The sequence below is a fragment of the Lelliottia sp. SL45 genome (assembly GCF_026672535.1).
GTDB lineage: Bacteria > Pseudomonadota > Gammaproteobacteria > Enterobacterales > Enterobacteriaceae > Enterobacter > Enterobacter nimipressuralis.
This window is the reverse complement of sequence record NZ_JAPPRH010000003.1, coordinates 1,525,388-1,549,956: the sequence shown is the minus strand read 5'-3', so window position 1 is coordinate 1,549,956 and position 24,569 is coordinate 1,525,388. Positions and strand designations below refer to the sequence as shown.

The following is a 24,569-nucleotide window of genomic DNA, read 5'->3' as shown; positions in this document are numbered from 1 at the left end:
ATCAGATGCCCTTACACGTTAAACGTTCTGGCGCACTTATTCTTCTCGCGCTGCTGCTCGCCAGCTGCTCATCCAAACCGCCGGTTTCCTTAGTCACCCCGCTTCCGCCGGTGACCAAACATCCACTGCCTGATAAATCACGTGACCATGGCCCGATGCGCGGCATTTGGCTTGCGACCGTGTCTCGTCTCGACTGGCCGCCGGTCTCCTCCGTGAATATCAGCAACCCGGCTACCCGCAACAGCGTGCAGCAAAAAGCGCTGACCGATAAGCTCGATAAACTGAAAAGCCTCGGTATTAACACGGTATTTTTCCAGGTCAAACCGGATGGCACGGCGCTGTGGCCGTCAAAGATTTTACCCTGGTCTGACACGCTCACCGGACACGTCGGACAAGATCCAGGCTACGACCCGCTGATGTTTATGCTCGACGAAGCGCACAAACGCGGTATGAAAGTCCACGCCTGGTTTAACCCTTACCGGGTCACGACCAATACTAAACCGAGCACAGTCGCGGAACTGAATCGCACGATTTCACTCAATCCGGCCAGCGTGTTTGTTCTGCATCGCGACTGGATCCGCACCGCCAGCGATCGCTACGTGCTCGACCCGGGTATTCCTGAAGCCCGCGACTGGATCACCAGTATTGTGGCCGAAGTCGTTTCACGTTATCCGGTCGATGGTGTGCAGTTCGATGACTATTTCTACACCGAAACGCCCGGCTCGACGCTCAATGACTATCAGACGTTCCAGAAATATGGCGCCGGGTTTGCGTCAAAAGCCGACTGGCGCCGACACAACACCCAACAGCTCATTGAACAAGTTTCGCGCTCGATTAAGCAGCTGAATCCCGGCGTCGAATTTGGCGTCAGCCCTGCGGGCGTCTGGCGTAATCGCTCCCACGATCCGTTAGGATCCGAAACGTCCGGTGCCGCAGCCTATGACGAAGCCTTTGCCGATACCCGTCTTTGGGTGAAGCAAGGTCTCCTGGATTATATTGCGCCTCAGGTATATTGGCCCTTCTCACGCAAAGCCGCGCGTTATGATGTGCTGGCAAAATGGTGGGCAGACGTCGTTAAGCCGACCAACACGCGCCTTTATATTGGTGTCGCGCTGTATAAAGTGGGTGAACGATCTAAAAATGAGCCAGACTGGACCGTTAATGGCGGTGTGCCGGAGCTGAAAAAACAGCTCGATTTGAACGAATCGGTACCGCACATCGACGGTACGATTCTGTTCAGAGAGGACTATCTCAACCAGCCGCAGGCGCAGGAAGCGGTCAGCTACATCAAAACTCGCTGGGGTTCGTGAACCCCGGCTAGTCGGGTTTTGGACCGAACATTTCCAGTAATTGCTTCTGATCGGGCATTCCGACCACCTGCTGCAACTCGTTTCGGTCATTCATGTAATAGATTGCGGGCGTAGCGTTTGCGCCCAGCTCATCCATCAATTTCTGGTGCTGCTGGAGCAAATTGAAGGTCTCTCGCGATGAGGTGCCCTTCAGCTCCGGCAGAATTTTACCGCCGGAGAGTTCATACTCTTTCCACGCCGCGACCGGATCGGCTGCATTCAGAATGGCTGTCGCATTTGGGCCACTTTTCGGATTTAAAAACGCCACCAGCAGCGTATTTAACTGCACTTTCCCGGCTTTTACCCACGGCTGGGCTTCGGCCCAGAATTTTTTGCAGTACGGGCAGAACGGATCGGCAAAAACATACACCTTCCGGGGAGCCGTCTGTGCGCCCTCTTTCAACGACTGCGTTTTGTTGAGCGTATCCCACATCTGACGGCCTAACGGGATGTAAATCTCTTTCTGGAAATAGGCTTCGCTGATGTTTTTACCTTTATCATCATAAAGATAACCAGAGATAATATGCTTCCCGTCAGGCGTCATAAACAGCGTGACGCCCATGTCCTGATACTGCCCGATCCAGCTTTTTACTCCGCCGGGAGCATCAATTTCTTTGATATTATGAATGCCCTGCTGCTCACCAAACTGCTTTACAATCGGCGGAATATCGCTGGCTGCCATGGCCAGCGCGGGAATAAACCATGTGGTCATAAGAAGAAGATTGCGCATAACACACCTGTAAAAAGAAGACGCACCGATAATAGACCATAACGATGGATATCCCCTTACCTGGTGTGTAAGGTTTTGTCTTTGTCACTTTTTTCCTGAACCAATAATCGCCAGTCCCCTTCTCACAACAAGGCGTTTATATATGCGGAGAGAAAAATTTCATCGCGCGTTAATGCGTCATCAGTGGCCAGTGAATATCCCCGACACCGTTGAGCTGCGGGCGGGAAAACAGGAAGCCCTGGAAACGTCTGATCCCGGCCGATTCCAGCCAGCACCACTCTTCCATCTTCTCGATACCTTCTGCCACCAGCGTAATTTCCAGATCGGTACAGCAGCTGACAATCGATTTCACGATCGCCTGCTTCGGGCCACTGAGGTGAATATCGCTGACAATTTCCCGATCAATTTTGATCTTATCCGGCTGGAATTTGGTGAGCAGCGACAGCCCGGCATATCCCGAACCGAAATCGTCGATAGCCAGACCGATCCCCGCTGCCCGCAGTTGTTTGATGGCGCTATTAAACTGTTTAAAGCCGGAAATCATCTCGTTTTCCGTCACTTCCACCACCACTTGCTCAGGCAAAAGATGGTGTTTCGCGATATTTTCCAGCAGGAAACTTACCGCATCGGGCACATTGATTAGTGAGCCTGGCAGCAGATTGATGGCGATCTTATGACTGCCAATACCGATTTTTTCTGCCAGCGCAAAGACATAGGCTTTGGTCTGAAGATCGATTTCATAGAGTTTGTCAGGATGAATGGCATTAAAGAAACGCTCCGGGCTTCCCCCGTCATTGCCGCGAATCAACGCCTCCAGGGAGGTGATTTTCCCCTCTGATGGCTCAACAATCGGCTGGAAAGCAAACTGGCATATCTGGTTTGTCATTAACCCCTCGACGCCTCGTCCAAAAGGCGCCAGTTCTGATTCCAGTTTCCAGCTTTCGGGGCGAAATGCATCGTTCGCACCAGACTGCTTTTTATGCGTGATAAAGCGCTGAATGAATTTAAATACTCGATCTTCAGAAGTGAGGTAGCTTTCGAGTTTGCTGTAGCGCAGCACCGATTGCAGCACGGATTTTGGCGTATCTACCTGCAGGTCGAACAGCAGCATGCCAACGTTTTCGAAGCGACGGCGTGGCCCGTAATCGCGCATCAGTTCCACGACGCCGTTATGCCGTTTGTCAGCCCGGATTTTCTGGAAAAGCGTAACGACGTTCTCTTCTTTCCCCTCAAGGATTTGCAGAAACTCCGCGCCGTTAAACAGCAGAATGCCGGTAATGTTTAGCCCGGCATTACGCTGTTTTGCTTTTTCGACCAGTGAAATGAGTTCGAATGGTTCACAGGATGAATTTAACTGGCTTCGATAAATGAGTGTAGTCAGCACGGTAAGTCAGTCTCGCCATGATAATTTCGCCTTTAAGCGATTGTTTATCATAATTTATAGCCGCCGACTAATAATATTGCCTCAACAAATCATTTTCAGATTTTTTAGTACAAACATAACCAGCCCAAATGTAGTAATTGTCACTTTGCCCTCTTTATCCCCGCCAGGGGATATTTCCCGTTTATCCCTTTGCGGGGATAATTCGCTGATTAATCCTCTCCAGCATGTAGCTATAAAACGGATTTGAGGTCACGCGCATCAGCGAATCCATCCCTACCACCAGCACCGAGGTTTCGCCGCGCAGGGCGAAATTTCCCAGGTTGATACCGTAATGGTGCGGATTCACAGGCTCGCTGCCGTACAGATCGTCCGTTGGCGGGAACGGAATCGCCACATGCGATAAGGAGTAGAGATCGCGTGGATACGGCGTCGTGAGCGTTTGAACCGTATCATTCACCGCTCCGGGCGCCGTGGTGCGGGCTTCAGTGTTTAACGTCTGCGCAGAGGCATTGGTCACCACCGTGATCGCGAAGCGGCGCGGCGCAGTCGGCAGCAGTCCATTCACCGCCACATACGAACCCGGCCTGAACAGCGGGCGCAGCGTGCTCGCCTGGTTGATATCGAATATGACCAGCTCGCTCCCGTTCTCCGGCAGCAGATTAAACAGCGAATCGACCACCCCGCGCGTGCTGACAGTGGAGTCCATCACCGACTGGAATGCCAGCACCGGCGGGAACGAGGCCAGTTTATTCTGGCGCACCTGATTGTTGAGCTGCTTTTGCAAAGCCTGGGTTAACTGCCAGGACTGGCGTGCGGCATTCACCGGAAAGGAGTTGTATTTAAACGGATTATATTCGGGCAGAACGCTGAGCCACGCCGCTTTGGCAAACGACGGTAACAGCGCGGGTAAACCCGCCAGACCGGCAAAACGCGCAAACGCGTGGACGCGGATCATCGGAGACAGCAGGATCAGCTGTTGCGGTTTGCGAAGACGGGGATCGTCATTGGCGTCGAGAGCATATTTCATCGCCAGCGCCCCGCCGTTGGAATAGCCCACCAGATGCAGAGGCACATCGCTGCCCGCAAGACGCGTGGCTTCGCGAACCGCCATACGCGCCACGGCCAGCCACGCTTCCCAGTCGATATGGGTTAGCGCACCCGGTGCCGTACCGTGTCCTGGTAGTCGTGGCGCAACGGCCACAAACCCGCGCTGTTGATAATCAACGGCGATACTGCGTACGCTATAGGGCGAATCCGTCAGCCCGTGCAACAGCACAACGGCGCCTTGCGGTTTACCTTCCGGCATCAGCACAAACGAACGATTGCCGTCATCGGGAAACTGCCCCGGCCACATAGGGCTGTGACGATAATAGCGGTTCAGCGGCGTCTGATCCGCTTTATCCAGTTTGTCCGTCACGTCCGTTTGCAGATCGTGGAAAATCGCCGTTTCGCGCGTCAGATAATCATTGAAACTGGCGCGATCAACCTCCTGCACAGACATCTCGTGCGCCGTCCAAGTATGCCAGGGATGCAGCGCCGGGCCGGTTTCGGTCTTATAGACCCGCACCGCCAGCAGCACGATCAGCACAATTCCCAGCACCATAGCGGCACGTTTCATCAATGCCCACATACGCACCCGTATCCGCCACGGCAGATTAGCCATTCCCGTCTCTCTTTCTGTAAAAAATAAGGACCTATCTTAAAAGAGATAACGCACGATGCCAAAAGTGCAATCCTGGCGTACAGTCATTTGATGCGTCTGACACTCGTTCTGCTGCTTCTGCCCATGTCTGTTTTTTCGGCGCCGCTCGTGCCGCCCCCCGGTTTTGTCAAAGCCCAGCCGCACAGACTGCAAGGCAAATGTGTTCCTCTCCCCGCGCCGTACACCGGCAATCTTGTGTTTCGCAGTAAATACGACGGGTCGGACAGCGCTCGCGCGACGCTAAACCCTCAGGCGGAAAGCGATTTTCGCGCCCAGACAAAGGCCATAACCGATTTTGAACGCGGGATTGCCGACATGGTCTGGCGCTATAAACAGAGCGGCGATGAGAAAACGCGGGAGTGTGTTCTGAATGGCTTTACGAGCTGGGCAAACGCCGGGGCGTTAACCTCGACGCAAACCAACCACACCGGGCGGTCGATGCGTAAATGGGCGCTGGCGACACTCGCCACCAGCTGGATTGAACTGAACGCACCGGCAAAAGACGATGGTGCGACGACGCGCTGGTTGTCGTTGCTTGCCGATCAGGTGAAAGAGGACTGGGACGGTCTACCCCTTTCTAAAACCAATAATCACAGCTACTGGGCCGCATGGTCAGTGATGGCGGCGTCGGTCGCGCTCGATCGCCGGGATCTCTTCGACTGGTCGTTGAAAGAGTACCGCATCGCGGCAAGCCAGATTACCGCGAACGGCATATTACCCAACGAACAAAAGCGCGGCCCACGCGCCGTGGCCTATCATCACTATGCCCTTCAGCCGCTGGTGATGATCGCAAGCTTTGCGAAAGCTAATCAGGTGGATATCACCCAGCAAAACCGTAGTGCGCTCAAAAGGCTCGCGGGATATGTCCTGACGCACGACACCCATGATGAGTGGTTAGAGCCATATTGTGACCTGACGAAATGTGACAGCGTCACGCTTGCGCGAAGAGACAGACTGCGCCCAATAAAAAACCGCCGTCTCGGCGGTCAGTTAACGCTCATCTACGCACAATAGCCGGGCAGCGCCCGGCTTTGCAGAGATTAGTTCAGTTTATAATCCAGCGTGATTTCCGCTTTAAGAACCTGAGAGACCGGACATCCGGCTTTCGCCTTCTGAATAATGCCGTCGAACTGCTGTGGCTCAATGCCTGGTACGGTTACCTTGCTTTGCAGCGCGATTTTGGTGATCGCAAAGCCGCCGTCAGTTTTATCCAGCGATACATCCGCCGTGGTATCGATGGAATCCGCGGTGTAACCCGCCTCTCCCAGCATCAGTGACAGCGCCATTGAGAAACAGGCGGCATGCGCTGCGCCAATCAGCTCTTCCGGGTTGGTCCCTTTCTCGCCTTCGAAACGGGTATTAAAGCCGTAAGGTTGTTGATTCAGGACGCCGCTTTCCGTAGAAACCGTTCCTTTGCCGCGTTTAATATCGCCAGACCAGTGTGCCGAACCGTGCTTATGAATCGTCATTATTGCTCTCCTTTTGGCTTACAAAGGATTAAGTATAGAACGTCAACACCAATGTGAGAGGAACACGGAACACTCTTAGGCGTTTGCTCACTTCGTCATCAACGACTCGCTCAATGCATCCAGGAATAAGCGCTGGGCCGCAGGCTGATAATCCCTGGACTGATAGATCCCAAAAATGCCGATCGGTTTCGGCGTGAATGCGCTGAGGACGGGAACCAGCTTGCCGCACTCCAGCGCGGGCTGCGCTTCCCACGCCGGCAGCATTGCGATCCCGCAGTGCTGGATGGCGGCCTCCATCAGCAGCGACGAAATACTGGCGCTCAGATTGCCGCTCACCGCAACGGAAACGACCTCTCCCGCGTCGGTGAGAAAATTCCATGACTGTCCGGCAAAGAAGCTGTAATGCAGGCAGTTGTGTTGCGCGAGATCCTCAAGGCTTTGCGGCGTGCCGTGGTCAGCCAGATACTCTGGCGAGGCGCAAAGCACCGAGCGGCACTCACCCAGACGGCGGGCGATCATTCCAGGTTCCGGGTTGTCGGTAATGCGGATCGCCACGTCGATGCGCTCACCCACCAGGCTGACGGGATGATTATTAACGTCCATTTCGACGCGCACTTTGGCATGACGCGTCAGAAAATCCGGCAGCATCGGGGCGACAATCTGCATCGCCGTGAAGTGGGCGCAGGCTACGCGCAGCGTGCCGGACGGCGTTTCACGGGAGGACTGATCCTCAATCTCCTGCGACAGCCGTGTGAGATTGCGGGTTTTCTGCAAGACCTTTTCCCCGGCAGGCGTCAGGGTGAGCTTACGCGTGGAGCGATGCACCAGCCGCGTTCCGGCCCATTTCTCCATTTGCTCCAGATAACGGCTTACCATCGGGCGAGAAATGCCCAGCGCGCGGGCCGCAGCGCTCAGACTCCCCAGCTCGCAAATACGGTTATAGACCTGGGCGGCAATCACGCGATCCATTGTTATGACTCCATCTGCTCGATTTATGAAACTAAGCATGTCTTGTTTCAGGAATTCTGGCAAATCGAGAGATCCGTACAATAGAGACTTTCCGACACTACCGAGACAAAATGATGAAGCTCAATCGCCTTGCCCTACTGTGCGCCCTCTTCACACCCGCTGTTTTTGCCGCGCCCTTAACGCTGGATACCTATAACCCACAGGAGAAAGGTATCTTCGCCGTCTCTTCGACGCTGGTTTCCGGGCCGAAAGAGGCCGTGCTGTTCGATGCGCAGTTCAGCGTCAAAGATGGCGAGCAGCTGGTCGAGAAAGTGCGTCGCAGCGGTAAAACCCTCAGCAAGATTGTGATTACCTCCGGCGATCCGGATTTCTACTTCGGCCTTCAGCCGCTGGTGAAAGCCTTCCCGAATGCCAAAGTGGTGGCGACCCAGGCGGTGGTGGATCACATCAAGGCTACCAAAGATGCCAAACTGGCCTTCTGGGGGCCACAGATGAAGGACGGCGCGCCGTCAGAACTGATTGTCCCGCAAGTGATTGCATCAACCACCTTTATGGTGGACGGCGAGAAAATCGATATCGAGCAGGCAGACAGCTACGCCGCCTACGTATGGATCCCGTCGGCCAAAGCCATTCTCGGCGGTACGGGCATCTCATCGGGCATTCACCTCTGGACGGCAGACACGCAAACCAAAGCCAGCCGCCAGCAGTGGTTGTACACCCTGGATGAAATGGCCGCGCACAAACCCGAGCGCGTTATCCCAGGCCATTACCTCGGTACCCCGCCTGCCGGTACCGCCGCCATCGATTTTACCCGCACCTACCTGCAGCAATTTGAGCAGGCGCTGGCGGCGCATAAAGCGTCAACTGGCGTGATCGACACCATGAAAAAACAGTGGTCGGATCTTGCCGAAGTCAGCTCCCTGGAATTGAGCGCGAAGGTCAATACCGGCGAAATGAAGTGGTAACAGGCTAACGGTCTCCTGCTATATTTATTCTTTTTATAGCAGGAGATGATTATGCAACCCTCAGTAAGAGGAATTGACCACATTGGTATTACGGTTCCTGACATTGAACAAGCCACGTTATTTTTTGAGAAAGCGTTCGCATCAAAAGTGATATATCGTTCAGCAGATCCTGGCAGTGAAAATATTGATGACGAAGCCCAGGAAAATACCTTGAGGCTATTTCCAGGGACCAAAGTCCGCGCTATCAGGATGCTGGCAATGCCTCATGGCCCAGGTATTGAACTGTTTGAAATGCACGGCCCAGAACAGCAATCCGCTGCCCGTCCCAGTGATTTTGGCCTGCAACACTTCGCTGTCTATGTTGATGATTTTGCACGTGCCATAGCGTGCTTTACCGCTGCTGGCGGCGAGATGTTTACCGAGCCAAAACCCCTTTCATTCCCCGCTGAACGTGGCGAAGGCAATGCCTTTTGCTACGGTAAAACCCCCTGGGGAAGCGTGGTTGAATTGATTTCATGGCCGTCCCCGATGCCCTACGAAAAATATACGAATCTGCGTCGCTGGAAACCCTGAGTTAACGAAAAAAACGTTAAATATGATATTTTTATTTCCAGGATGAATCTGAACCACAGCGGGAAGAATATTTGCCATTCTGAATGTGAATTATGAATTGCGTACCGGATTATTAAACAGATAACGACACGGAGGCAGCATGTTTACACATTACTCAGCAAATACTCATTCCGCACAACCGGCCCTGGTGAATGCGATTGAACAGGGCCTGCGCGCCGAGCATGGCGCGGTCACTGAAGATGACATTTTAATGGAACTCACCCGCTGGGTTGAGGCCTCAGATAATGACATCCTCAGTGATATCTACCAGCAGACCATTAACTACGTTGTGAGTGGTCAACATCGCCCCCTGTAAAATACCTGCTATGCTGGATCTGCAACCTAAGGGGTTACATTTCGTTTGCGAAAGCAAACTGGTCCTTAAAACTATCAACAGGATTGAGGAGTTAACATGAAATCGAACCGTCAGGCACGTCACATTCTGGGACTGAACTATAAGCTGTCTAACCAACGTAAAGTGGTGATCGAGGGCAGCAACGAAACGGTAGTCACCCACACGCACGGCAGAAAACGCCACGCAGACAAATAATTCACGTCACTGAATCACGACACCATCGGCAAAACCGATGGTGTTTTTGTTTGTGTGTTGCGGTAATTAACATTTAGCTCCTTTATAATGCCAGTCGACGTCGCCCTGCCAGCAAGCCAGAAAGATGACAATACGCAGTGCCAGGGACGGATATTCAAAAAATCGAGTGAGTGACATGGACAACAAAGCAAAACATCATCGTTCCCTTTATATCCCCTACGCGGGGCCGGTACTGCTGGAGTTCCCGCTGCTGAATAAAGGCAGCGCCTTCAGCGCGGAAGAGCGCAGCAGTTTTAACCTGCTTGGCCTGCTGCCGGAAGTGGTCGAAACCATCGAAGAGCAAGCCGAACGCGCCTGGATCCAGTACCAGGGCTTCAAAACCGAAATCGACAAACACATCTATCTGCGTAACATCCAGGACACCAACGAAACCCTCTTTTACCGTCTCGTGCAAAATCACCTCGAAGAGATGATGCCGGTGATTTACACCCCGACCGTCGGGGCGGCCTGTGAGCGCTTCTCCGAGATCTACCGTCGTTCGCGCGGCGTGTTTATCTCCTACCAGAACCGCCACAACATGGATGACATCCTGCAAAACGTGCCGAACCACAACATCAAAGTGATCGTGGTGACGGACGGCGAGCGTATTCTGGGCCTCGGCGACCAGGGTATCGGCGGCATGGGTATTCCTATCGGCAAACTTTCGCTCTATACCGCCTGCGGAGGCATCAGCCCGGCGTATACGCTGCCGGTGGTGCTGGATGTCGGCACCAATAACCAACAGCTGCTGAACGATCCGCTGTATATGGGCTGGCGCCATCCGCGCGTAACGGACGATGAGTATTATCAGTTCGTCGACGACTTCATCCAGGCCGTAAAACACCGCTGGCCAGACGTGCTGCTGCAGTTCGAAGACTTCGCGCAGAAAAACGCCATGCCGCTGCTCAACCGCTATCGCGATGAGATCTGCTCTTTCAACGATGACATTCAGGGCACCGCAGCGGTGACCGTCGGCACGCTGATCGCCGCCAGCCGCGCGGCTGGCAGCCAGCTGAGCTACCAGAAAATTGTTTTCCTCGGTGCAGGCTCTGCCGGCTGTGGGATCGCAGAACAGATCATCGCGCAAACCCAGCGCGAAGGCTTAAGCGAAGAGCTGGCCCGGTCGCGGGTGTTTATGGTCGATCGCTTCGGTCTGCTGACCGACGGAATGCCTAACCTGCTGCCGTTCCAGACCAAACTGGTGCAGAAACGCGAAAACCTGAAAAACTGGGATACGGATAACGAAGTGCTCTCCCTGCTGGACGTGGTGCGCAACGTGAAGCCGGATATTCTGATCGGCGTTTCGGGGCAAACCGGGCTGTTCACGGAAGAGATCATCCGCGAAATGCACAAACACTGCCCGCGCCCTATCGTGATGCCGCTCTCTAACCCGACCTCTCGCGTCGAAGCTACGCCGCAGGACATCATCGCATGGACGGAAGGCAATGCGCTGGTCGCGACCGGCAGCCCGTTTGATCCGGTAGTGTGGAAGGACAAAATCTACCCCATCGCGCAGTGCAACAACTCCTATATCTTCCCGGGAATTGGTCTGGGTGTGATCGCATCCGGTGCGTCGCGCATTACGGACGAAATGCTGATGTCTGCCAGCGAAACCCTGGCCAAGCACTCTCCGCTGGTGACCAACGGCGAAGGTCTGGTGCTGCCAGAACTGAAGGATATCCATACCGTATCGCGGGCGATTGCCTTTGCGGTCGGCAAAATGGCGCAGCAACAGGGTGTGGCGGTGAAAACCTCCGCCGATGCATTGCAGCAGGCCATCGACGACAACTTCTGGATGCCGGAATACCGGAACTATCGTCGTACCTCGATTTAAACCTTCCCTCTGTAAGTCGCCGGGTAGCACAACGCCACCCGGCAAACGCCAGGCCCGGTGGCACTCTGCTTGCCGGGTCTGTAAAACCCCGCTACACTCCCTTCATCCATAAACCCACTGAATAAATAAGGAGGCTAATTATGCTGTATAGTGAAATTTTCAATGTTTCACATACATTTGGTGATCGCACCAGCTCAAGCGTTATCGGTATCGTGCTGCGATAACTTCTGCTTGAGCGAAGACACCCACACCTGAATCCCTTCCCTCGGGCTTACTGAGTTATCGTCAGCGATGTTTGACGAGGCATTTCCATGCCTGTAACACTTGAGTAAGCAACAATGAGCACATTACTAACTGCACAATCTCTCCGCGTTGAAACAGCGTTTAACACCCTTTTCGACTCGCTCTCCTTTACCCTGAAAAAAGGCGACCGCATTGGTCTGCTGGGCGATAACGGCTGCGGTAAAAGTACCCTGCTGAAGATCCTCGATGGCACGGAGTCCCCTTCTGTCGGCACGGTAGCGCTCGCCGGCCACTGCCTGATGGCACGCGTGGAGCAGCATCTGCCGGAATCGATTTATCCTCTGTCAATGCTCGACGCCGTGCTGGCGCAACTGCCCGCAGCGGAACGCGACAGCCTGCGCTGGCGCGCCGAAACGTTGCTTGGCGGTATGGGTTTTACCGCGCAGGATATGGCCTTACAGTCGTCGACCCTGAGCGGCGGGCAGCACACACGGCTGCTGCTGGCGCGGGCGTTAATCAGCGATCCCGACCTGCTCCTGCTGGATGAACCCAGCAACCACCTCGATCTGCCAACCATGCTCTGGCTGGAGCAGTTTTTACAGAACTGGTCCGGCAGCTTTGTGCTGGTGTCCCATGACCGACAGCTGCTCGATGCCGTCACCAACGGCAGCTGGATTCTGCGCGATAAAACGCTGCACAGCTTCGCCCTCCCTTGCTCCGCCGCCCGTCAGGCGCTGGCCGCAAAAGACGAAAGCGATGCCCAGCGGCATAAGGCCGAGCAAAAAGAGATCGACCGCGTTGCGGCCAGCGCCAAACGGCTGGCGACCTGGGGCAAGGTCTACGACAACGAAGATCTCGCCCGCAAAGCGAAACAGATGGAAAAACAGGTCGAACGCCTGAAAGAGAGCCAGACCGATCTCACGGCGGGCAGTCCGTGGACGTTAACACTGCGTGGCGATGCGCTGCGTGCCGACCGGTTGCTGGAGATGACGCATCTTCCCGTCCCTCCGGTGCCCGGCTTGCCCGCGCTGTTTGACGTGGATATCGCGAGGCTTAAGAGCGGCGACCGCGTGGCGATTATGGGCCGTAACGGCTGCGGGAAATCCTCGCTGATGAAGCTTATCTGGCGGCAATTTGTCACAGAACAGTCGACGGATGAACTGAAAATCCATCCCCGCTTGACCCTGGGCTACTACGACCAGACGCTGCACCAACTGCCGGACGATGCCCCGCTGCTGGAGGCGCTGGAGCCGTTCGCGCCAGACCCGCAGGTGCGCAAAATGGCACTCATCAGCGCCGGTTTTCCGTGGATGCGCCACGGGCAGAAAGTCAGTACCCTCAGCGGCGGCGAACGTTCTCGCCTGCTGTTTGTCGGCCTGACGCTCGCCCGTTACAGCCTGCTGATGCTTGATGAGCCGACCAACCACCTGGATATGGAAGGGAAAGAGGCGCTGGCCGAAACGCTGCAACAGTTTGAAGGCGGCGTGCTGCTGGTGAGTCACGACAGGCAGCTCATCAGCCAGAGCTGTAACCGCTTCTGGCTGATTGAGGACGGCAGGCTCAGCGAATGGCATGACGCCGAAGCGGTGTTTGCCCGTCTGCGGGAAAGCAGCGGATTAACCCCACCTGACGTGTCCGCCAATACAGCGCAATCAGCGCCGACAGAGTTTGACGATCTGCTCGAAAGACTGGTGGCGCTGGAGACGCTGCTGGCTGAGGATATGGCGCGTAAGTCGAAGCATCAAAAACCTCAGCTTCAGCAACAGTGGCGCGAGGAGATTGCCCGGCTAGAAGCACAGCTGTAACCCTGCGCCCGGCTGCACGTTCAGCCGGGCCAGTTTATTATTGCGGTTTTTTTGCTTTCCAGGCGTCCCACGCCTGTTTGATTTCCTGCTTCGCGGTCGCGGCATCGTTAAAGCCATTCAGATCCACTTTTTTACGCCCTTCCGGCAGCTCTTTATAGACGCGGAAAAAGGATTCGAGGCGCTGCACTTCGATTTTCGGCAGATCGCTCAGCTCTTTAATGTCGTCGTAGGTTGGGTCGATTTTGCTCGCCGGGACAGCCACAATTTTGTCGTCTTTATCCCCGCCATCCACCATTTTCAGCACGCCAATCGCACGCAGTTTGATAAGCGTACCCGGTGCCATTGGCGCGCGGGTGTAGAAAATCACGTCCAGCGGATCGCCATCCCCTGCAAGGGACTGCGTGAGGGAACCATAGTTAGCCGGATAAGCCACCGGCATCGACTGGAAACGATCGGCAATAATAAAACCGGTTTTGGCATCGGTTTCATATTTGATGATACCGCCCGCCGGGATTTCGGTGACGGCATAAAACTCTTCCGGATTATTTTCCGGCTGTGGGAATTCCAGGATATTTTGCGCCTGCACAGAGGCGGAAAGGAGAATGCTAACGGCCAGTAAGGTTTTGAACAGCTTCATGTCTTTTAACTCTTCGGTTATTGGGAAGCCAACACGTTACGTTTTCCAGATGACAGAACCATGACGTTTTTTTGTCAGTTCCTCATCCCCACCTGTATTCAGGGCTTGAAGGGTTTATTGATGCTTTAATCGCCTGAATGACAACGAAATTATTACATTATGTTGCCCCGCCCTTGTATAAAACCGCCAAAGCATTAATCCTTAAGGAGTAAGAACGATTCTCATCTTTTTTACTGGCTATGCAGATACCGAACATGAACATGGAGATACATATGAAGGCTGCTGTCGTTACTCAAGATCATCAGGTTAATGTCACCGATAAAACCCTGCGCGCGCTGCAACACGGCGAAGCGCTGCTGAAGATGGAATGCTGTGGCGTCTGCCACACGGATCTTCACGTGAAGAACGGCGATTTTGGCGATAAAACCGGGGTGATCCTCGGCCATGAAGGGATTGGCATCGTCAAACAAATCGGTCCTGGCGTCACCTCTCTGAAAGTGGGCGATCGCGCAAGCGTGGCCTGGTTCTTCCAGGGCTGCGGTCATTGTGAATACTGTAACTCTGGCAACGAAACCCTGTGTCGCGACGTGAAAAACGCCGGGTATTCCGTTGATGGTGGGATGGCTGAAGAGTGCATCGTGACCGCCGATTATGCGGTAAAAGTGCCGGACGGCCTGGAATCCGCGGCGGCCAGCAGCATCACCTGCGCTGGCGTCACCACCTATAAAGCGGTGAAAATTTCCCACATCAAACCGGGCCAGTGGATTGCGATCTACGGTCTGGGTGGGCTGGGCAACCTGGCGCTGCAATACGCGAAAAACGTCTTTAATGCCAAAGTCATTGCCATCGACGTGAATGATGCGCAGCTGAAACTGGCCGCCGACATGGGTGCCGATCTGACGATCAACTCCCGCAATGAAGATGCGGCGAAAGTGATTCAGGAAAAAACCGGCGGAGCGCATTCTGCGGTCGTCACCGCGGTGGCGAAAGCCGCGTTTAACTCTGCGGTCGATGCGGTGCGTGCCGGTGGCCGTGTGGTGGCTGTCGGTCTGCCGCCAGAAGCCATGAGCCTGGATATTCCACGTCTGGTACTGGATGGAATTCAGGTGGTCGGTTCGCTGGTGGGGACCCGTCAGGATCTGGTCGAAGCCTTCCAGTTTGCCGCCGAAGGCAAAGTGGTACCGAAAGTCACGATGCGACCGCTCGGCGACATCAACGCGATTTTCAAAGAGATGGAACAAGGCCAGATCCGTGGCCGTATGGTGATTGATTTCCGTTCTTAATGGATTCAGGACGGGCTGCGGCGATCCGTAATCCAGTCCTGTACGTCAATCAGGAATGTATCGGGTGCTTTACGGTACATTTTGCGCGCCAGATCGAGAATGGTGTGGCGCGCCAGTTCTTCTTCCATCCGCTGTTGGGCGCTGTCCATCACCGAACGCACGCCGCATGGCCCGTCGCAAACCCAGGCCGGTGGAGCTTCATCAAACACCGCCAACCGCTGGCGCACTTCCCGACATTCAAACATATTCTTCTCGCCATCAATGGCATGCACCACATCCAGCACTGAAATGAGTTCTGCCGGACGCGCGAGTTTAAACCCGCCGCCCTTGCCTTCCGTGCTGTTGACCAGCCCCGCCCGCGAAAGACGAGTAAAGATTTTGCCCAGATAGTCGTAAGGCACACCCTGCAGTTCCGCCATCTCCCGGACGCTCAACTCTCGCTCGTTGCCTTTGGCATCTACCATGCACATCAGACTATGAATGGCGTACTCCACACCGGAACTGTAAAAGGCCATGATTAACTCCGCTCTCATTATTCGTGGTTATTATAGCCGCGTTCGTGAGCGGAAAAATAGCCCATGACTCCCTCCCCAGTTAACTCACTGATTTTTAGCTCGTCTCACATGCGCTTGCTCGCTAACTCAGAAAAAAGTTGTCGGAGTTAACTCCGACAAGTATAGTTGCAGTCAGGTCAGACACAAAGCCTGATGAGCAAAAGGATCGAAAATGAAAAAGCATATTTTAATTGTGGGCAGTGGTTTTTCCGGTATGTGGGCAGCGGTGAGCGCAGCGCGCCTGGCGGCGCTGAACGGGAGCACCGATCTGCGTATTAGCGTGCTGGCTCCGCAACCTGAGCTGCGCGTTCGCCCGCGTTTCTATGAAGAGAACGTCGCCGGACTGGTGGCTCCCCTGACGGATCTGTTTGCCGAGCTTAGCATTGAGTACATTCAGGGAAGCGCAGAACGCATTGATACCAAAGAGAAAGCCGTGTGGTATCGCGACAGCCAGGGCAACACTTCCCTCATAACGTATGACCGCCTGGTACTGGCCACCGGCAGCCAGGCCAAACGCCCGGCGGTGGCCGGTCTGACTGAATTTGCTTTTGATATCGATCAGCTTGAATCTGCTCAGGTGTTCGAAAAACACCTCGATGCCCTGGTTCATCAGCCCTCTACCCCGGCGCGTAACACGGTGGTGGTCTGTGGGGGCGGGTTTACCGGCATTGAGCTGGCAACCGAATTACCGGCGCGTTTGCGTGCCCGCTTTGGTGAAGATACGCAGACTAAAGTCATCGTAGTTGAGCGCGGTGCGGTTATCGGCGGTCGTTACAGTGAAGCGTTGCGCGATGTGATTGCGAATGCCAGCGAAGAGCTGGGCGTGGAGTGGCGTCTGAACAGCGAAATCGAAGCGGTCGATGCGCAAGGCGTCATTCTGAAGAGTGGCGAACGCATTGACGCTGCCACCGTGGTCTGGACCGCTGGCGTGGAAGCTCATCCGTTGACGACTCAGATTGACGGCGAGCGCGACGCTCAGGCGCGTCTGCGGGTGAATGAACTGCTGCAAATCCCTGCGCACCCGGACGTCTTCGCCACCGGCGATACCGCCCATGCGAAAACGGATGATGTGGGGAATACGGCGCTGATGACCTGTCAGCATGCGATCCAGCTCGGAAAATTTGCCGGACACAACGCCGCTGCCAGCCTGCTGAACGTCGAGCCCTACCCGTATCGCCAGGTGAATTATGTCACTTGCCTCGATCTCGGTGCCTGGGGCGCGGTGTACACCGAGGGCTGGGAGCAAGAGGTGAAACTGGTCCGTGAAGAGGCGAAAAAACTCAAAATTGCCATCACCAACGAACTGATCTATCCACCCGCGGCCAATCGCGCAGTTGCCTTTGCAGCAGCGGATCCGCTGGCGAAATTTGTGTAAAGAGTTCATCCGCTCCTGACCGAGGGCGGCTTGTATATTTCCGATTTCCGGCAATCCTTATCTCAATTCCTTTGTTCCTTTGTTTTCAGCTGCGCCCGATGATGAATCCGACGCTAAAACGAAGATAACAAAGGAATTCACCATGCAAACCCCTTTTCGCCTGCCGCTGCTGACGGCGCTGATCCTCGCGGCGACGGCTGCACACGCCGCCGACACACCGGTTAAAGGCGGCACGCTTGTCTATCTGGAACAACAGGCGCACACCAATCTTTATCCCCCGGCGGGCGGCTTCTATCCGAACGGCGGCATTCTGAATCAGATCACCGACAAGCTCACCTGGCAGAACCCGAAAACGCTGGAGGTGGAGCCGTGGATCGCCGAAAGCTGGTCCACCAACGCCGACAAAACCGAATACACCTTTAAAATCCGCCCTGGTGTGACGTTCTCCGACGGCACGCCGCTCGACGCCAACGCGGTGGCCAAAAACTTCGACACCTATGGATTGGGCAACAAAGCCCAGCGCCTGCCGGTTTCCGAAGTGATCAACAACTACGACCGCAGCGAAGTGATCGATCCGCAGACGGTGAAGTTCTACTTCAAAAAACCGTCGCCAGGATTCTTACAGGGCACCGCCACTATTGGTTCTGGGCTGGTGTCACTCAGCACCCTGAAGCGCAGCTTTGAAGAGCTGGGCGACGCGCGCCACATCATCGGCTCCGGCCCGTTCGTGGTGAAAGATGAAAAACTGGGCCGGGAAGTGACCCTTGAGGCGCGCAAAGCGTACCAGTGGGGCCCGAAAAATCTCGCCCAGCAAGGCCCGGCAAATCTGGATGGCATTAAATTTATCGTCACGCCGGAAGACAGCGTGCGCGTCGGCGCGCTGCTGGCAGGCCAGGCTGACTTTATCCGTCAGGTGCAGGCCTACGACGAAAAACAGGCCACCGAACAGGGCTATAAAATCTACGCTGCCCCAACGCGCGGCGTGAACGACAGTATCAGCTTCCGCCCGGATAACCCGCTGGTGTCTGACCTTCGCGTGCGTCAGGCGCTGCTCCATGCCACCAATGCGAAACAGGTCGTCGAAACCCTCTTCTCACCGAATTACCCGCAGGCGAAATCGGTGATTGCCGATTCTGCCGCTGGCTTTGTCGATCTCAGCGACAAGCTGACCTTTGACGCGACGAAAGCCAACACATTGCTCGATGATGCAGGCTGGAAAACCGGCGGCGACGGTATCCGTGCCAAAGACGGACTGCGACTGGCGCTGACGGTCTATGAATCCCTGCCGCAGCCGCAAAACAAAGAGGTGCTGCAACTGGTGGCCCAACAGTGGCGTCAGGTCGGCGTAGCGCTGAACGTCAAGGCGGGTGATGCGGGCAGTCGCACGCTGGATAACCTCGACCCGCTGAAAACGCCGCTGACGGTGTCGGAAGTCGGCCGCGCCGATCCGGATGTGGTGAAAAGCATGTTCTATCCGGCCAACCGCGACGCGCTGCTGCAAAAAGGCGGCTCCAGCGACAAGGTGAAAAGCTTCCGCGACGACAAACTCAACGAACTGCTGGTGAACATCTCCGCCGAAGTCGATCCGCAAAAACGCCTGCAGCTGACGGGCGATGCCCAGCGCTATCTGCTGGATAACGCCTACGTAATTCCGATTTTTGAAGAGCCGCAGGTCTTCGCCGGTGCGCCATGGCTGAAAGGGGTGAACTTCGAAGCGGTAGGACGTCCATCGTTCTATGGCGCATGGATCGATAAACACTAAGAGCCTATCTCAATAGGACTTTATTCCAGACAATAAGAGCCTATCTCAATAGGACTTTATTCCAGACAATAAGACCACAGGCAAAATGCAACATGGCCTCGTAATTTTCAGTCTTCTTTTCCCATCGTGTCAGAACCCGGCGAAAGCGATTCATCCAGCTATGAGTTCTTTCGACAACCCAGCGATGGGCTTTGAAGTCCGTGTTTTTACTGGCATCTGACTCTTCTTTACGGGACTGGATATGCGGCTCGTAGCGGCGGCTCTGCAGATATGTTTTCAGCCAGCCTGCATCGTAACCTTTGTCCAGGCAGAGTCTGAGTTTTTGCCCCGGACGACCCGTCTGAAGGGCATCGAGCGTATCCGCAACCAGTTTGATGTCGTGCGTGTTCGCTGCTGAGACAACCAGCGACAGAGGAAGCCCGCAGGCGTCCGTCAAAAGGCTGCGCTTTACGCCTTGTTTCCCTCTGTCAGTGGGGTTACGGCCTGTTTTTTTGTTCCTGACAGCGGCGATTTGGTCATACAGCCGTCCATTGACAGCCAGGACCAGTCAATGCTGTCCAGATGCCCGCAGGCAAGCAAACCGTTCTGCCAGAAGCGCTCGAAGACTCCGGCATCGCGCCATTCCTGAAAGCGCCGGTGTGCAGAACTCGATGAACATATCCCGGTGGCGTTCAGGGCGTTCCACTGGCAACCGGTCCTGAGGACGAAGAATATGGCGTCCATGGCAGCGCGGTTATCAACGCGTTTCCGGTGCGTACCGAGTGGATGGCAGGTTTTGTGCTCAGGGGGCAAGCGGTGCCATTTTTTCCCAAAGTTCATCGCTGATCCGCCATTTGCTGCCTGTCATCTTTTCACCTTCAGAAATTATCAGTTACGACATTCTGACAATCCCTTCTGGGATAGGTTCTAAGGGGGCGATGATGAGCCATTATCTGCTGCGACGGGCCGGAATGGGGCTGCTGGTCCTGTGGGCCGCCTTTACCCTCTCCTTCGTGCTGCTTCAGGTGCTGCCGGGGGATGCGGTGCTGATTAAATTTCAGAACCCGGATCTGGGCTTAAGCCCGGCGCAAATCGAAGAGATGCGCGTCGCCTACGGTGCAGACAGCCCGCTCTGGCAGCAGTATTTCCACACGCTGTTTGCCATGCTGCGCGGCGATTTTGGTTTTTCATTGCAGGCGGGCGTGCCGGTGAGCGAACTGATCGCGAGCAATCTGCCGGACACCCTGAGTCTTGCCCTGCCCGCATTCGCGCTGGCCGTAATACTGGCCTTCGTGCTGGCGTTTGCCGCACGTCTGCCGGGGCTGCGCTGGGTGAGTAACGCCATTCAGTCCGTGCCGGTACTGTTTATCTCGCTGCCGACCTTCTGGCTCGGCATCGCGCTCATCCAGCTGTTCTCCTTCCAGCTACGGCTGATTCCGGTGATTAACCCGTCGCCATTGCAGGGGTTGATCCTGCCGATCGTTACTGTCGCCATTCCGATCTCCGCCCCGCTGGCGCAAATTCTGATGCGCAGTCTCGATCAGGTGTCCGCTCAGCCGTTCGTCGCCGTCGCGCGCGCCAAAGGGCTGAGCGAAACCGGCGTGCTGTGGCGTCACGTCACAGGCAATGCGCTGCTGCCGGTGCTGAATATCGCCGGGATTTTGCTCGGCGAACTGATTGCCGGGGCGCTGATTACCGAAACCGTATTTGGCCGTAGCGGTCTGGGCCAGCTGACGCAGCAGGCCGTCAACAACCAGGATATCGCCGTATTACAGGCGGTGGTGATGATCTCGGCTCTGGGGTTTGTGCTGATTAACCTGCTGGTGGATCTGCTGATGCCGCTGTTTGATCCTCGTCTGCAAACCGTCACCGGAGGTGCATCATGAGTCTGGTGGACTATGCCGCCGCGGCGCGAAAACGCGTCCCGGCCCTTCGCACCGTCGACATTCAGCCCGGATTATGGCTGGCGTGGGGCGTGATTATCGTTGCCGCTCTGGCCGCACTGGCGCCGGGTTTGCTCACCCACTACAGCCCGATTGAAGGGATCGCAGGCGCACAGCGTTTAGCTCCCCAGGCGGGACACTGGCTGGGAACCGATCAACTTGGCCGCGACGTCTACGCGCGCATTGTCTATGGCGCATCCCACTCACTCAGCGCCGCCCTGGCGGCCGTGGCGATGGGATTAGTGGCTGGCACGGCAATGGGGGTTATCGCCGGTGCCTTCGCCGGGCGCGTGGAGTCGGTGCTGATGCGTTTTGTCGATGTGCTGCTGTCGATTCCCTCGCTGCTGCTCTCCCTGACGGTGATTATTTTGCTCGGTTTCGGCACGGTGAACGCGGCTATTGCCGTCGGTGTGGCGTCGATTGCCAGTTTTGCCCGCCTGGCGCGCGGCGAAGTGGTGCGTATTCGTCACGCAGATTACGTCGAAGCGGCCTACGGCAGCGGCGGCACCTTCTGGGCAGTGCTGTGGCGTCACATTTTGCCGAACTCCCTGACGGCGGTGCTGGCCTTCGCGACCCTGCAGTTTGGTCAGGCGATCCTCGCCCTTTCGACGTTAAGTTTCCTCGGCTACGGCACCCCGCCGCCCGTCCCGGAATGGGGGCTGCTGATTGCCGAAGGGCGTAACTATCTCTCCACCGCCTGGTGGCTGACCACCTTCCCCGGCATCGTGGTGATCGCCGTGGTGCTTGCCACCAACCGTATCAGCCAACAGTTAAGCGGAGGCCGCTCATGACCGTTCTGTCCGTGGAAAATCTGACTTTAAGCTACCGCATCGGTCGCCAGTGGCGTGAAGTGGTCCACAACGTCAGTTTCACCCTGAAACGCGGGGAAATGCTGGCCTTTGTAGGCGAGTCTGGCTCCGGGAAAACCACCACTGCGCAGGCGATTATCGGCTTGCTGGCGGACAACGCCCGTCGCGACAGCGGCAAAATTGTGCTGAACGGCGAAGAGATCAGCCAGTGGTCAGCAAAACGGCTCAACAGCCTGCGCGGAGCGCGTATCAGCCTGGTGCCGCAGGACCCTGGCAACTCCCTGAATCCGGTCAAAACCATCGGTGCCCAGGTGGGCGAAGTGCTGCATATTCACCACAAAATCACAAAGACCGAGCTAGAAAATCAGGTGCTGGCGCTGCTGACTAAAGTCGGGCTAAGCCACCCGGCACAGCGGATGAAGCAATATCCGCATCAGCTTTCCGGCGGGATGAAGCAGCGGGTACTGATCGCCATCGCCATCGCGTTGCGCCCGGATGTGATCATCGCCGATGAACCGACCAGTGCCCTGGATGTGACGGTACAAAAACGCATTCTTGACCTGCTGGATATCCTGCGCCGCGAATCGGGAACGGCGGTGCTGTTCGTCACCCACGATCTGGCCCTGGCCGCTCAGCGTGCCGATCGCTTACTGGTCTTTCGGCACGGTGAAGTTCAGGAACAGGGGGCAACCGCCGACGTGGTGCGCGCCCCGCAGCACGCCTATACCCGCCAGTTGCTGAGCGATTTGCAGGGTTCGCGCTTGACCATTGCGCCGGTCTCAGGCCTTCGGCTGGCCTCTCCTGCCATTCGCGCTCAGGCCATCAGCAAGCAGTTCACTCTCAGTAAAGGCCACACTTTACAGGCGCTGGATAACGTCAGCTTTGATGTGCAGCGCGGCAGCACGCACGCGCTGGTCGGGGAGTCGGGATCGGGGAAAACCACTCTGGCCCGCATTTTACTGGGGTTTGAGCAGGCGGACAGCGGGCGCGTCACCCTCGATGATATCGATGCGACCCGGCTCAGCGTGGAGGCACGCCGCCAGCTGCGGCAGAAAATTCAGTTCGTCTACCAGAATCCGTTTGCCTCCCTCGACCCACGGCAAACGCTGTTTGAGATCATCGAAGAGCCGCTGAAAAACTTCAATAAGCTCGCCCGAGCGGAGCGCAAATCCCGCGTCGAGGCGGTGACCACCCGCGTAGCCCTGCCGCTTGAGCTGCTGAGTCGTACCGCTCGCGAGCTGTCCGGCGGTCAGCGTCAACGCGTGGCCATCGCACGTGCGCTGATTCTGGAACCAACCATTCTGGTACTGGACGAAGCGACCTCGGCGCTGGATGTCACGGTGCAGGCGCAAATCCTCGCCCTGCTTCAACAACTCCAGCAGCAGCTGGGGCTGACCTATCTGTTTATCACCCACGATCTGGCGACCGTTCGCCGCATTGCGCACAGCGTCACAGTGCTGCGTAGCGGTCAGGTTGTTGAACATGGCACGGTGGAGGCGCTCTTCTCCTCGCCACAGAGCAGCTATACCCGCGAGCTGATCGACGCCATCCCCCATTTTTCACCCGTTACGAAGGAGTACGCATGACGCGTAAACGCCTGGGATTCTTTACCCGCCTGCTCGACGACGCGCCTGCGAAAGCGCGCTATCGTCTGGCAACAGAACAGATCCGCCATGCCGAGCGCCACGGTTTTCATACGGCCTGGATTGCTCAGCACCATTTCCATGAGCGCGAAGGCGGCCTGCCGTCGCCGCTGGTGTTCCTCGCTCACGTTGCGGCCCAGACCCAAAGCATCCGTCTGGGCACGGCGATTATTACCCTGCCGATGGAAAACCCGCTGCGCGTGGCGGAAGACGCGGCGGTCCTCGATCTGCTGGCGGACGGTCGCCTTGAAGTTGGTTTTGGCTCCGGCGGTACGCCGACCTCGTTTCTGCCTTTCGGCCTGACGTTCGACGAGCGCGGCGCGACCTTTGCCGACCATCTGCACCTGATTCAGAGCGCCTGGCGCGGTGATTCCCTGACGCATCCGGATAACCATCTCTATCCACCTGCGCCGCAGCTGGCAGAGCGCGTGTGGATTGCGACCTTTTCCGTTGAAGGCGCCGTGCGCGCCGCCCGGGCGGGGCACGGGCTGATGCTCTCCCGCACTCAGCCTCGCCCGGCTGACCAGCCAGAGCTTACTCTCGACCAGATTCAGAACCCGATTGTGGATGCCTATCTCGCCGCGCTGCCCTCGGGAGTGGCGCCGCGAATTCTGGCCTCGCGCACGGCGTTTGTGGCCGACAGCGATGCGTATGCTCTGAACGTCGCGACGCCCGGGTTAACCCGGCAGGCACAGGCGCACCGAGCGGCGGGTCATACCGTAACCGGTGACAGTGTCACAGATTATATTCGCCAGTTCGACGCCCATATCGGCGCGCCGCACACCGTGCTGGACTCCCTTGCTCAGGATTCCGTCCTCAAACGGGCGACGGATATTTCATTCCAGGTCCATTCCGTTGAGCCGTCCCATCGGGACACCTTACGTTCGATTGAGCTTATTGCTGAACATATCGCCCCTCATATTCTTTAAGGAG

The 24,569-nt window shown here is 56.2% G+C and carries 22 protein-coding genes and 1 pseudogene; 15 read left to right on the top strand and 8 right to left on the bottom strand.

Annotation, left to right across the window (positions count from 1 at the left end; genetic code table 11):
* Nucleotides 1-5 precede the first annotated feature (5 nt).
* Complete coding sequence (locus OVA10_RS13495; protein WP_181827891.1) at nt 6-1,310, top strand: glycoside hydrolase family 10 protein; 1,305 nt, start codon at nt 6-8, stop codon at nt 1,308-1,310.
* A 7-nt stretch (nt 1,311-1,317) separates the two neighbouring features.
* On the opposite strand, the gene dsbG is transcribed toward OVA10_RS13495, so the two are convergent.
* The 3 genes from dsbG to OVA10_RS13480 all read right to left on the bottom strand — a co-directional run bounded on the left by dsbG (nt 1,318) and on the right by OVA10_RS13480 (nt 5,126).
* On the bottom strand, nt 1,318-2,079 hold the full coding sequence (gene dsbG / locus OVA10_RS13490; RefSeq protein ID WP_268196134.1) for a thiol:disulfide interchange protein DsbG: 762 nt from the start codon (nt 2,077-2,079) through the stop codon (nt 1,318-1,320).
* A 169-nt stretch (nt 2,080-2,248) separates the two neighbouring features.
* Nucleotides 2,249-3,463, bottom strand: a complete 1,215-nt coding sequence (locus OVA10_RS13485; RefSeq protein ID WP_268196133.1) for a diguanylate phosphodiesterase — start codon at nt 3,461-3,463, stop codon at nt 2,249-2,251.
* Nucleotides 3,464-3,644: 181 nt separating this feature from the next.
* Nucleotides 3,645-5,126: an alpha/beta hydrolase gene (locus tag OVA10_RS13480; RefSeq protein ID WP_268196132.1), complete on the bottom strand. Its 1,482-nt coding sequence runs from the start codon at nt 5,124-5,126 to the stop codon at nt 3,645-3,647.
* Between the two features lie 234 nt (nt 5,127-5,360).
* Between OVA10_RS13480 and OVA10_RS13475 the strand changes: the two genes are divergently transcribed.
* Nucleotides 5,361-6,179, top strand: a complete 819-nt coding sequence (locus OVA10_RS13475) for a mannuronate-specific alginate lyase (protein ID WP_268196131.1) — start codon at nt 5,361-5,363, stop codon at nt 6,177-6,179.
* A gap of 26 nt (nt 6,180-6,205) precedes the next feature.
* On the opposite strand, the gene OVA10_RS13470 is transcribed toward OVA10_RS13475, so the two are convergent.
* On the bottom strand, nt 6,206-6,634 hold the full coding sequence (locus OVA10_RS13470; protein WP_100780129.1) for an OsmC family protein: 429 nt from the start codon (nt 6,632-6,634) through the stop codon (nt 6,206-6,208).
* 87 nt (nt 6,635-6,721) lie between these two features.
* A complete protein-coding gene (locus tag OVA10_RS13465; protein WP_268196130.1) occupies nt 6,722-7,603 on the bottom strand; it encodes a LysR family transcriptional regulator in 882 nt (293 codons plus the stop codon).
* A gap of 113 nt (nt 7,604-7,716) precedes the next feature.
* Here OVA10_RS13465 and OVA10_RS13460 point away from each other — a divergent pair, with 113 nt between their 5' ends.
* The 6 genes from OVA10_RS13460 (at nt 7,717) to OVA10_RS13435 (ending at nt 13,651) form a co-directional block, all read left to right on the top strand.
* Nucleotides 7,717-8,568 carry a Vmh family MBL fold metallo-hydrolase gene (locus OVA10_RS13460; protein WP_268196890.1) on the top strand — a complete coding sequence of 284 codons (852 nt, stop codon included), beginning with the start codon at nt 7,717-7,719 and terminating at the stop codon, nt 8,566-8,568.
* 51 nt (nt 8,569-8,619) lie between these two features.
* A complete protein-coding gene (locus OVA10_RS13455) occupies nt 8,620-9,141 on the top strand; it encodes a VOC family protein (protein WP_268196129.1) in 522 nt (173 codons plus the stop codon).
* 139 nt (nt 9,142-9,280) lie between these two features.
* Nucleotides 9,281-9,496 (top strand): biofilm-dependent modulation protein, encoded by a 216-nt coding sequence (gene bdm, locus OVA10_RS13450; RefSeq protein WP_100780123.1) that lies wholly within the window; start codon nt 9,281-9,283, stop codon nt 9,494-9,496.
* A gap of 96 nt (nt 9,497-9,592) precedes the next feature.
* Complete coding sequence (gene sra / locus OVA10_RS13445) at nt 9,593-9,730, top strand: stationary-phase-induced ribosome-associated protein (protein WP_102103745.1); 138 nt, start codon at nt 9,593-9,595, stop codon at nt 9,728-9,730.
* 175 nt (nt 9,731-9,905) lie between these two features.
* Complete coding sequence (locus OVA10_RS13440) at nt 9,906-11,603, top strand: NAD-dependent malic enzyme (protein WP_102103746.1); 1,698 nt, start codon at nt 9,906-9,908, stop codon at nt 11,601-11,603.
* A gap of 338 nt (nt 11,604-11,941) precedes the next feature.
* Nucleotides 11,942-13,651, top strand: a complete 1,710-nt coding sequence (locus tag OVA10_RS13435; protein ID WP_268196128.1) for an ABC-F family ATP-binding cassette domain-containing protein — start codon at nt 11,942-11,944, stop codon at nt 13,649-13,651.
* 37 nt (nt 13,652-13,688) lie between these two features.
* Here OVA10_RS13435 and OVA10_RS13430 read toward each other — a convergent pair whose 3' ends face one another.
* On the bottom strand, nt 13,689-14,288 hold the full coding sequence (locus OVA10_RS13430) for an inorganic diphosphatase (protein ID WP_268196127.1): 600 nt from the start codon (nt 14,286-14,288) through the stop codon (nt 13,689-13,691).
* A 272-nt stretch (nt 14,289-14,560) separates the two neighbouring features.
* Here OVA10_RS13430 and adhP point away from each other — a divergent pair, with 272 nt between their 5' ends.
* Entirely contained in the window at nt 14,561-15,571 is a 1,011-nt protein-coding gene (adhP, locus tag OVA10_RS13425; protein ID WP_100780117.1) for an alcohol dehydrogenase AdhP, read from the top strand.
* Between the two features lie 5 nt (nt 15,572-15,576).
* On the opposite strand, the gene OVA10_RS13420 is transcribed toward adhP, so the two are convergent.
* Nucleotides 15,577-16,086, bottom strand: coding sequence for an RrF2 family transcriptional regulator (locus tag OVA10_RS13420; protein ID WP_129035283.1), 510 nt, complete (start codon nt 16,084-16,086; stop codon nt 15,577-15,579).
* A 211-nt stretch (nt 16,087-16,297) separates the two neighbouring features.
* On the opposite strand from OVA10_RS13420, the gene OVA10_RS13415 reads away from it, so the two are divergent.
* Together OVA10_RS13415 and OVA10_RS13410 are read left to right on the top strand one after the other, a co-directional pair.
* Nucleotides 16,298-17,500, top strand: a complete 1,203-nt coding sequence (locus OVA10_RS13415) for an NAD(P)/FAD-dependent oxidoreductase (protein WP_123427879.1) — start codon at nt 16,298-16,300, stop codon at nt 17,498-17,500.
* A 142-nt stretch (nt 17,501-17,642) separates the two neighbouring features.
* On the top strand, nt 17,643-19,262 hold the full coding sequence (locus OVA10_RS13410; protein WP_268196126.1) for a TIGR04028 family ABC transporter substrate-binding protein: 1,620 nt from the start codon (nt 17,643-17,645) through the stop codon (nt 19,260-19,262).
* Between the two features lie 40 nt (nt 19,263-19,302).
* Here OVA10_RS13410 and OVA10_RS13405 read toward each other — a convergent pair.
* A pseudogene (locus OVA10_RS13405) lies at nt 19,303-20,109 on the bottom strand (IS5 family transposase).
* A 73-nt stretch (nt 20,110-20,182) separates the two neighbouring features.
* Here OVA10_RS13405 and OVA10_RS13400 point away from each other — a divergent pair.
* Genes OVA10_RS13400 through OVA10_RS13385 form a run of 4 tightly spaced genes read left to right on the top strand, consistent with a single transcriptional unit; the run spans nt 20,183 to nt 24,565 of the window.
* The gene (locus OVA10_RS13400) at nt 20,183-21,127 is read left to right on the top strand and encodes an ABC transporter permease (protein ID WP_268196125.1); all 945 of its coding nucleotides are present in this window, start codon (nt 20,183-20,185) and stop codon (nt 21,125-21,127) included.
* Nucleotides 21,124-21,975 (top strand): ABC transporter permease, encoded by an 852-nt coding sequence (locus tag OVA10_RS13395; protein WP_100780110.1) that lies wholly within the window; start codon nt 21,124-21,126, stop codon nt 21,973-21,975. The genes OVA10_RS13400 and OVA10_RS13395 overlap by 4 nt, the downstream gene beginning before the upstream one ends.
* On the top strand, nt 21,972-23,579 hold the full coding sequence (locus OVA10_RS13390; RefSeq protein ID WP_268196124.1) for a dipeptide ABC transporter ATP-binding protein: 1,608 nt from the start codon (nt 21,972-21,974) through the stop codon (nt 23,577-23,579). The genes OVA10_RS13395 and OVA10_RS13390 overlap by 4 nt, the downstream gene beginning before the upstream one ends.
* Complete coding sequence (locus tag OVA10_RS13385; protein WP_268196123.1) at nt 23,576-24,565, top strand: putative FMN-dependent luciferase-like monooxygenase; 990 nt, start codon at nt 23,576-23,578, stop codon at nt 24,563-24,565. Before OVA10_RS13390 ends, OVA10_RS13385 begins: the two co-directional genes overlap by 4 nt.
* The last annotated feature ends 4 nt before the right edge of the window (nt 24,566-24,569 follow it).

Excerpts from the sequence above, each read along its gene's own strand:
- OVA10_RS13495 (WP_181827891.1), top strand. The coding sequence starts at position 6 with ATGCCCTTACACGTTAAACGTTCTGGCGCACTTATTCTTCTCGCGCTG.
- dsbG (WP_268196134.1), bottom strand. The coding sequence starts at position 2,079 with ATGCGCAATCTTCTTCTTATGACCACATGGTTTATTCCCGCGCTGGCC.
- OVA10_RS13480 (WP_268196132.1), bottom strand. The coding sequence starts at position 5,126 with ATGGCTAATCTGCCGTGGCGGATACGGGTGCGTATGTGGGCATTGATG.
- OVA10_RS13470 (WP_100780129.1), bottom strand. The coding sequence starts at position 6,634 with ATGACGATTCATAAGCACGGTTCGGCACACTGGTCTGGCGATATTAAA.
- OVA10_RS13465 (WP_268196130.1), bottom strand. The coding sequence starts at position 7,603 with ATGGATCGCGTGATTGCCGCCCAGGTCTATAACCGTATTTGCGAGCTG.
- OVA10_RS13460 (WP_268196890.1), top strand. The coding sequence starts at position 7,717 with ATGAAGCTCAATCGCCTTGCCCTACTGTGCGCCCTCTTCACACCCGCT.
- OVA10_RS13455 (WP_268196129.1), top strand. The coding sequence starts at position 8,620 with ATGCAACCCTCAGTAAGAGGAATTGACCACATTGGTATTACGGTTCCT.
- bdm (WP_100780123.1), top strand. The coding sequence starts at position 9,281 with ATGTTTACACATTACTCAGCAAATACTCATTCCGCACAACCGGCCCTG.
- sra (WP_102103745.1), top strand. The coding sequence starts at position 9,593 with ATGAAATCGAACCGTCAGGCACGTCACATTCTGGGACTGAACTATAAG.
- OVA10_RS13440 (WP_102103746.1), top strand. The coding sequence starts at position 9,906 with ATGGACAACAAAGCAAAACATCATCGTTCCCTTTATATCCCCTACGCG.
- OVA10_RS13435 (WP_268196128.1), top strand. The coding sequence starts at position 11,942 with ATGAGCACATTACTAACTGCACAATCTCTCCGCGTTGAAACAGCGTTT.
- OVA10_RS13430 (WP_268196127.1), bottom strand. The coding sequence starts at position 14,288 with ATGAAGCTGTTCAAAACCTTACTGGCCGTTAGCATTCTCCTTTCCGCC.
- adhP (WP_100780117.1), top strand. The coding sequence starts at position 14,561 with ATGAAGGCTGCTGTCGTTACTCAAGATCATCAGGTTAATGTCACCGAT.
- OVA10_RS13420 (WP_129035283.1), bottom strand. The coding sequence starts at position 16,086 with ATGGCCTTTTACAGTTCCGGTGTGGAGTACGCCATTCATAGTCTGATG.
- OVA10_RS13415 (WP_123427879.1), top strand. The coding sequence starts at position 16,298 with ATGAAAAAGCATATTTTAATTGTGGGCAGTGGTTTTTCCGGTATGTGG.
- OVA10_RS13410 (WP_268196126.1), top strand. The coding sequence starts at position 17,643 with ATGCAAACCCCTTTTCGCCTGCCGCTGCTGACGGCGCTGATCCTCGCG.
- OVA10_RS13400 (WP_268196125.1), top strand. The coding sequence starts at position 20,183 with ATGAGCCATTATCTGCTGCGACGGGCCGGAATGGGGCTGCTGGTCCTG.
- OVA10_RS13395 (WP_100780110.1), top strand. The coding sequence starts at position 21,124 with ATGAGTCTGGTGGACTATGCCGCCGCGGCGCGAAAACGCGTCCCGGCC.
- OVA10_RS13390 (WP_268196124.1), top strand. The coding sequence starts at position 21,972 with ATGACCGTTCTGTCCGTGGAAAATCTGACTTTAAGCTACCGCATCGGT.
- OVA10_RS13385 (WP_268196123.1), top strand. The coding sequence starts at position 23,576 with ATGACGCGTAAACGCCTGGGATTCTTTACCCGCCTGCTCGACGACGCG.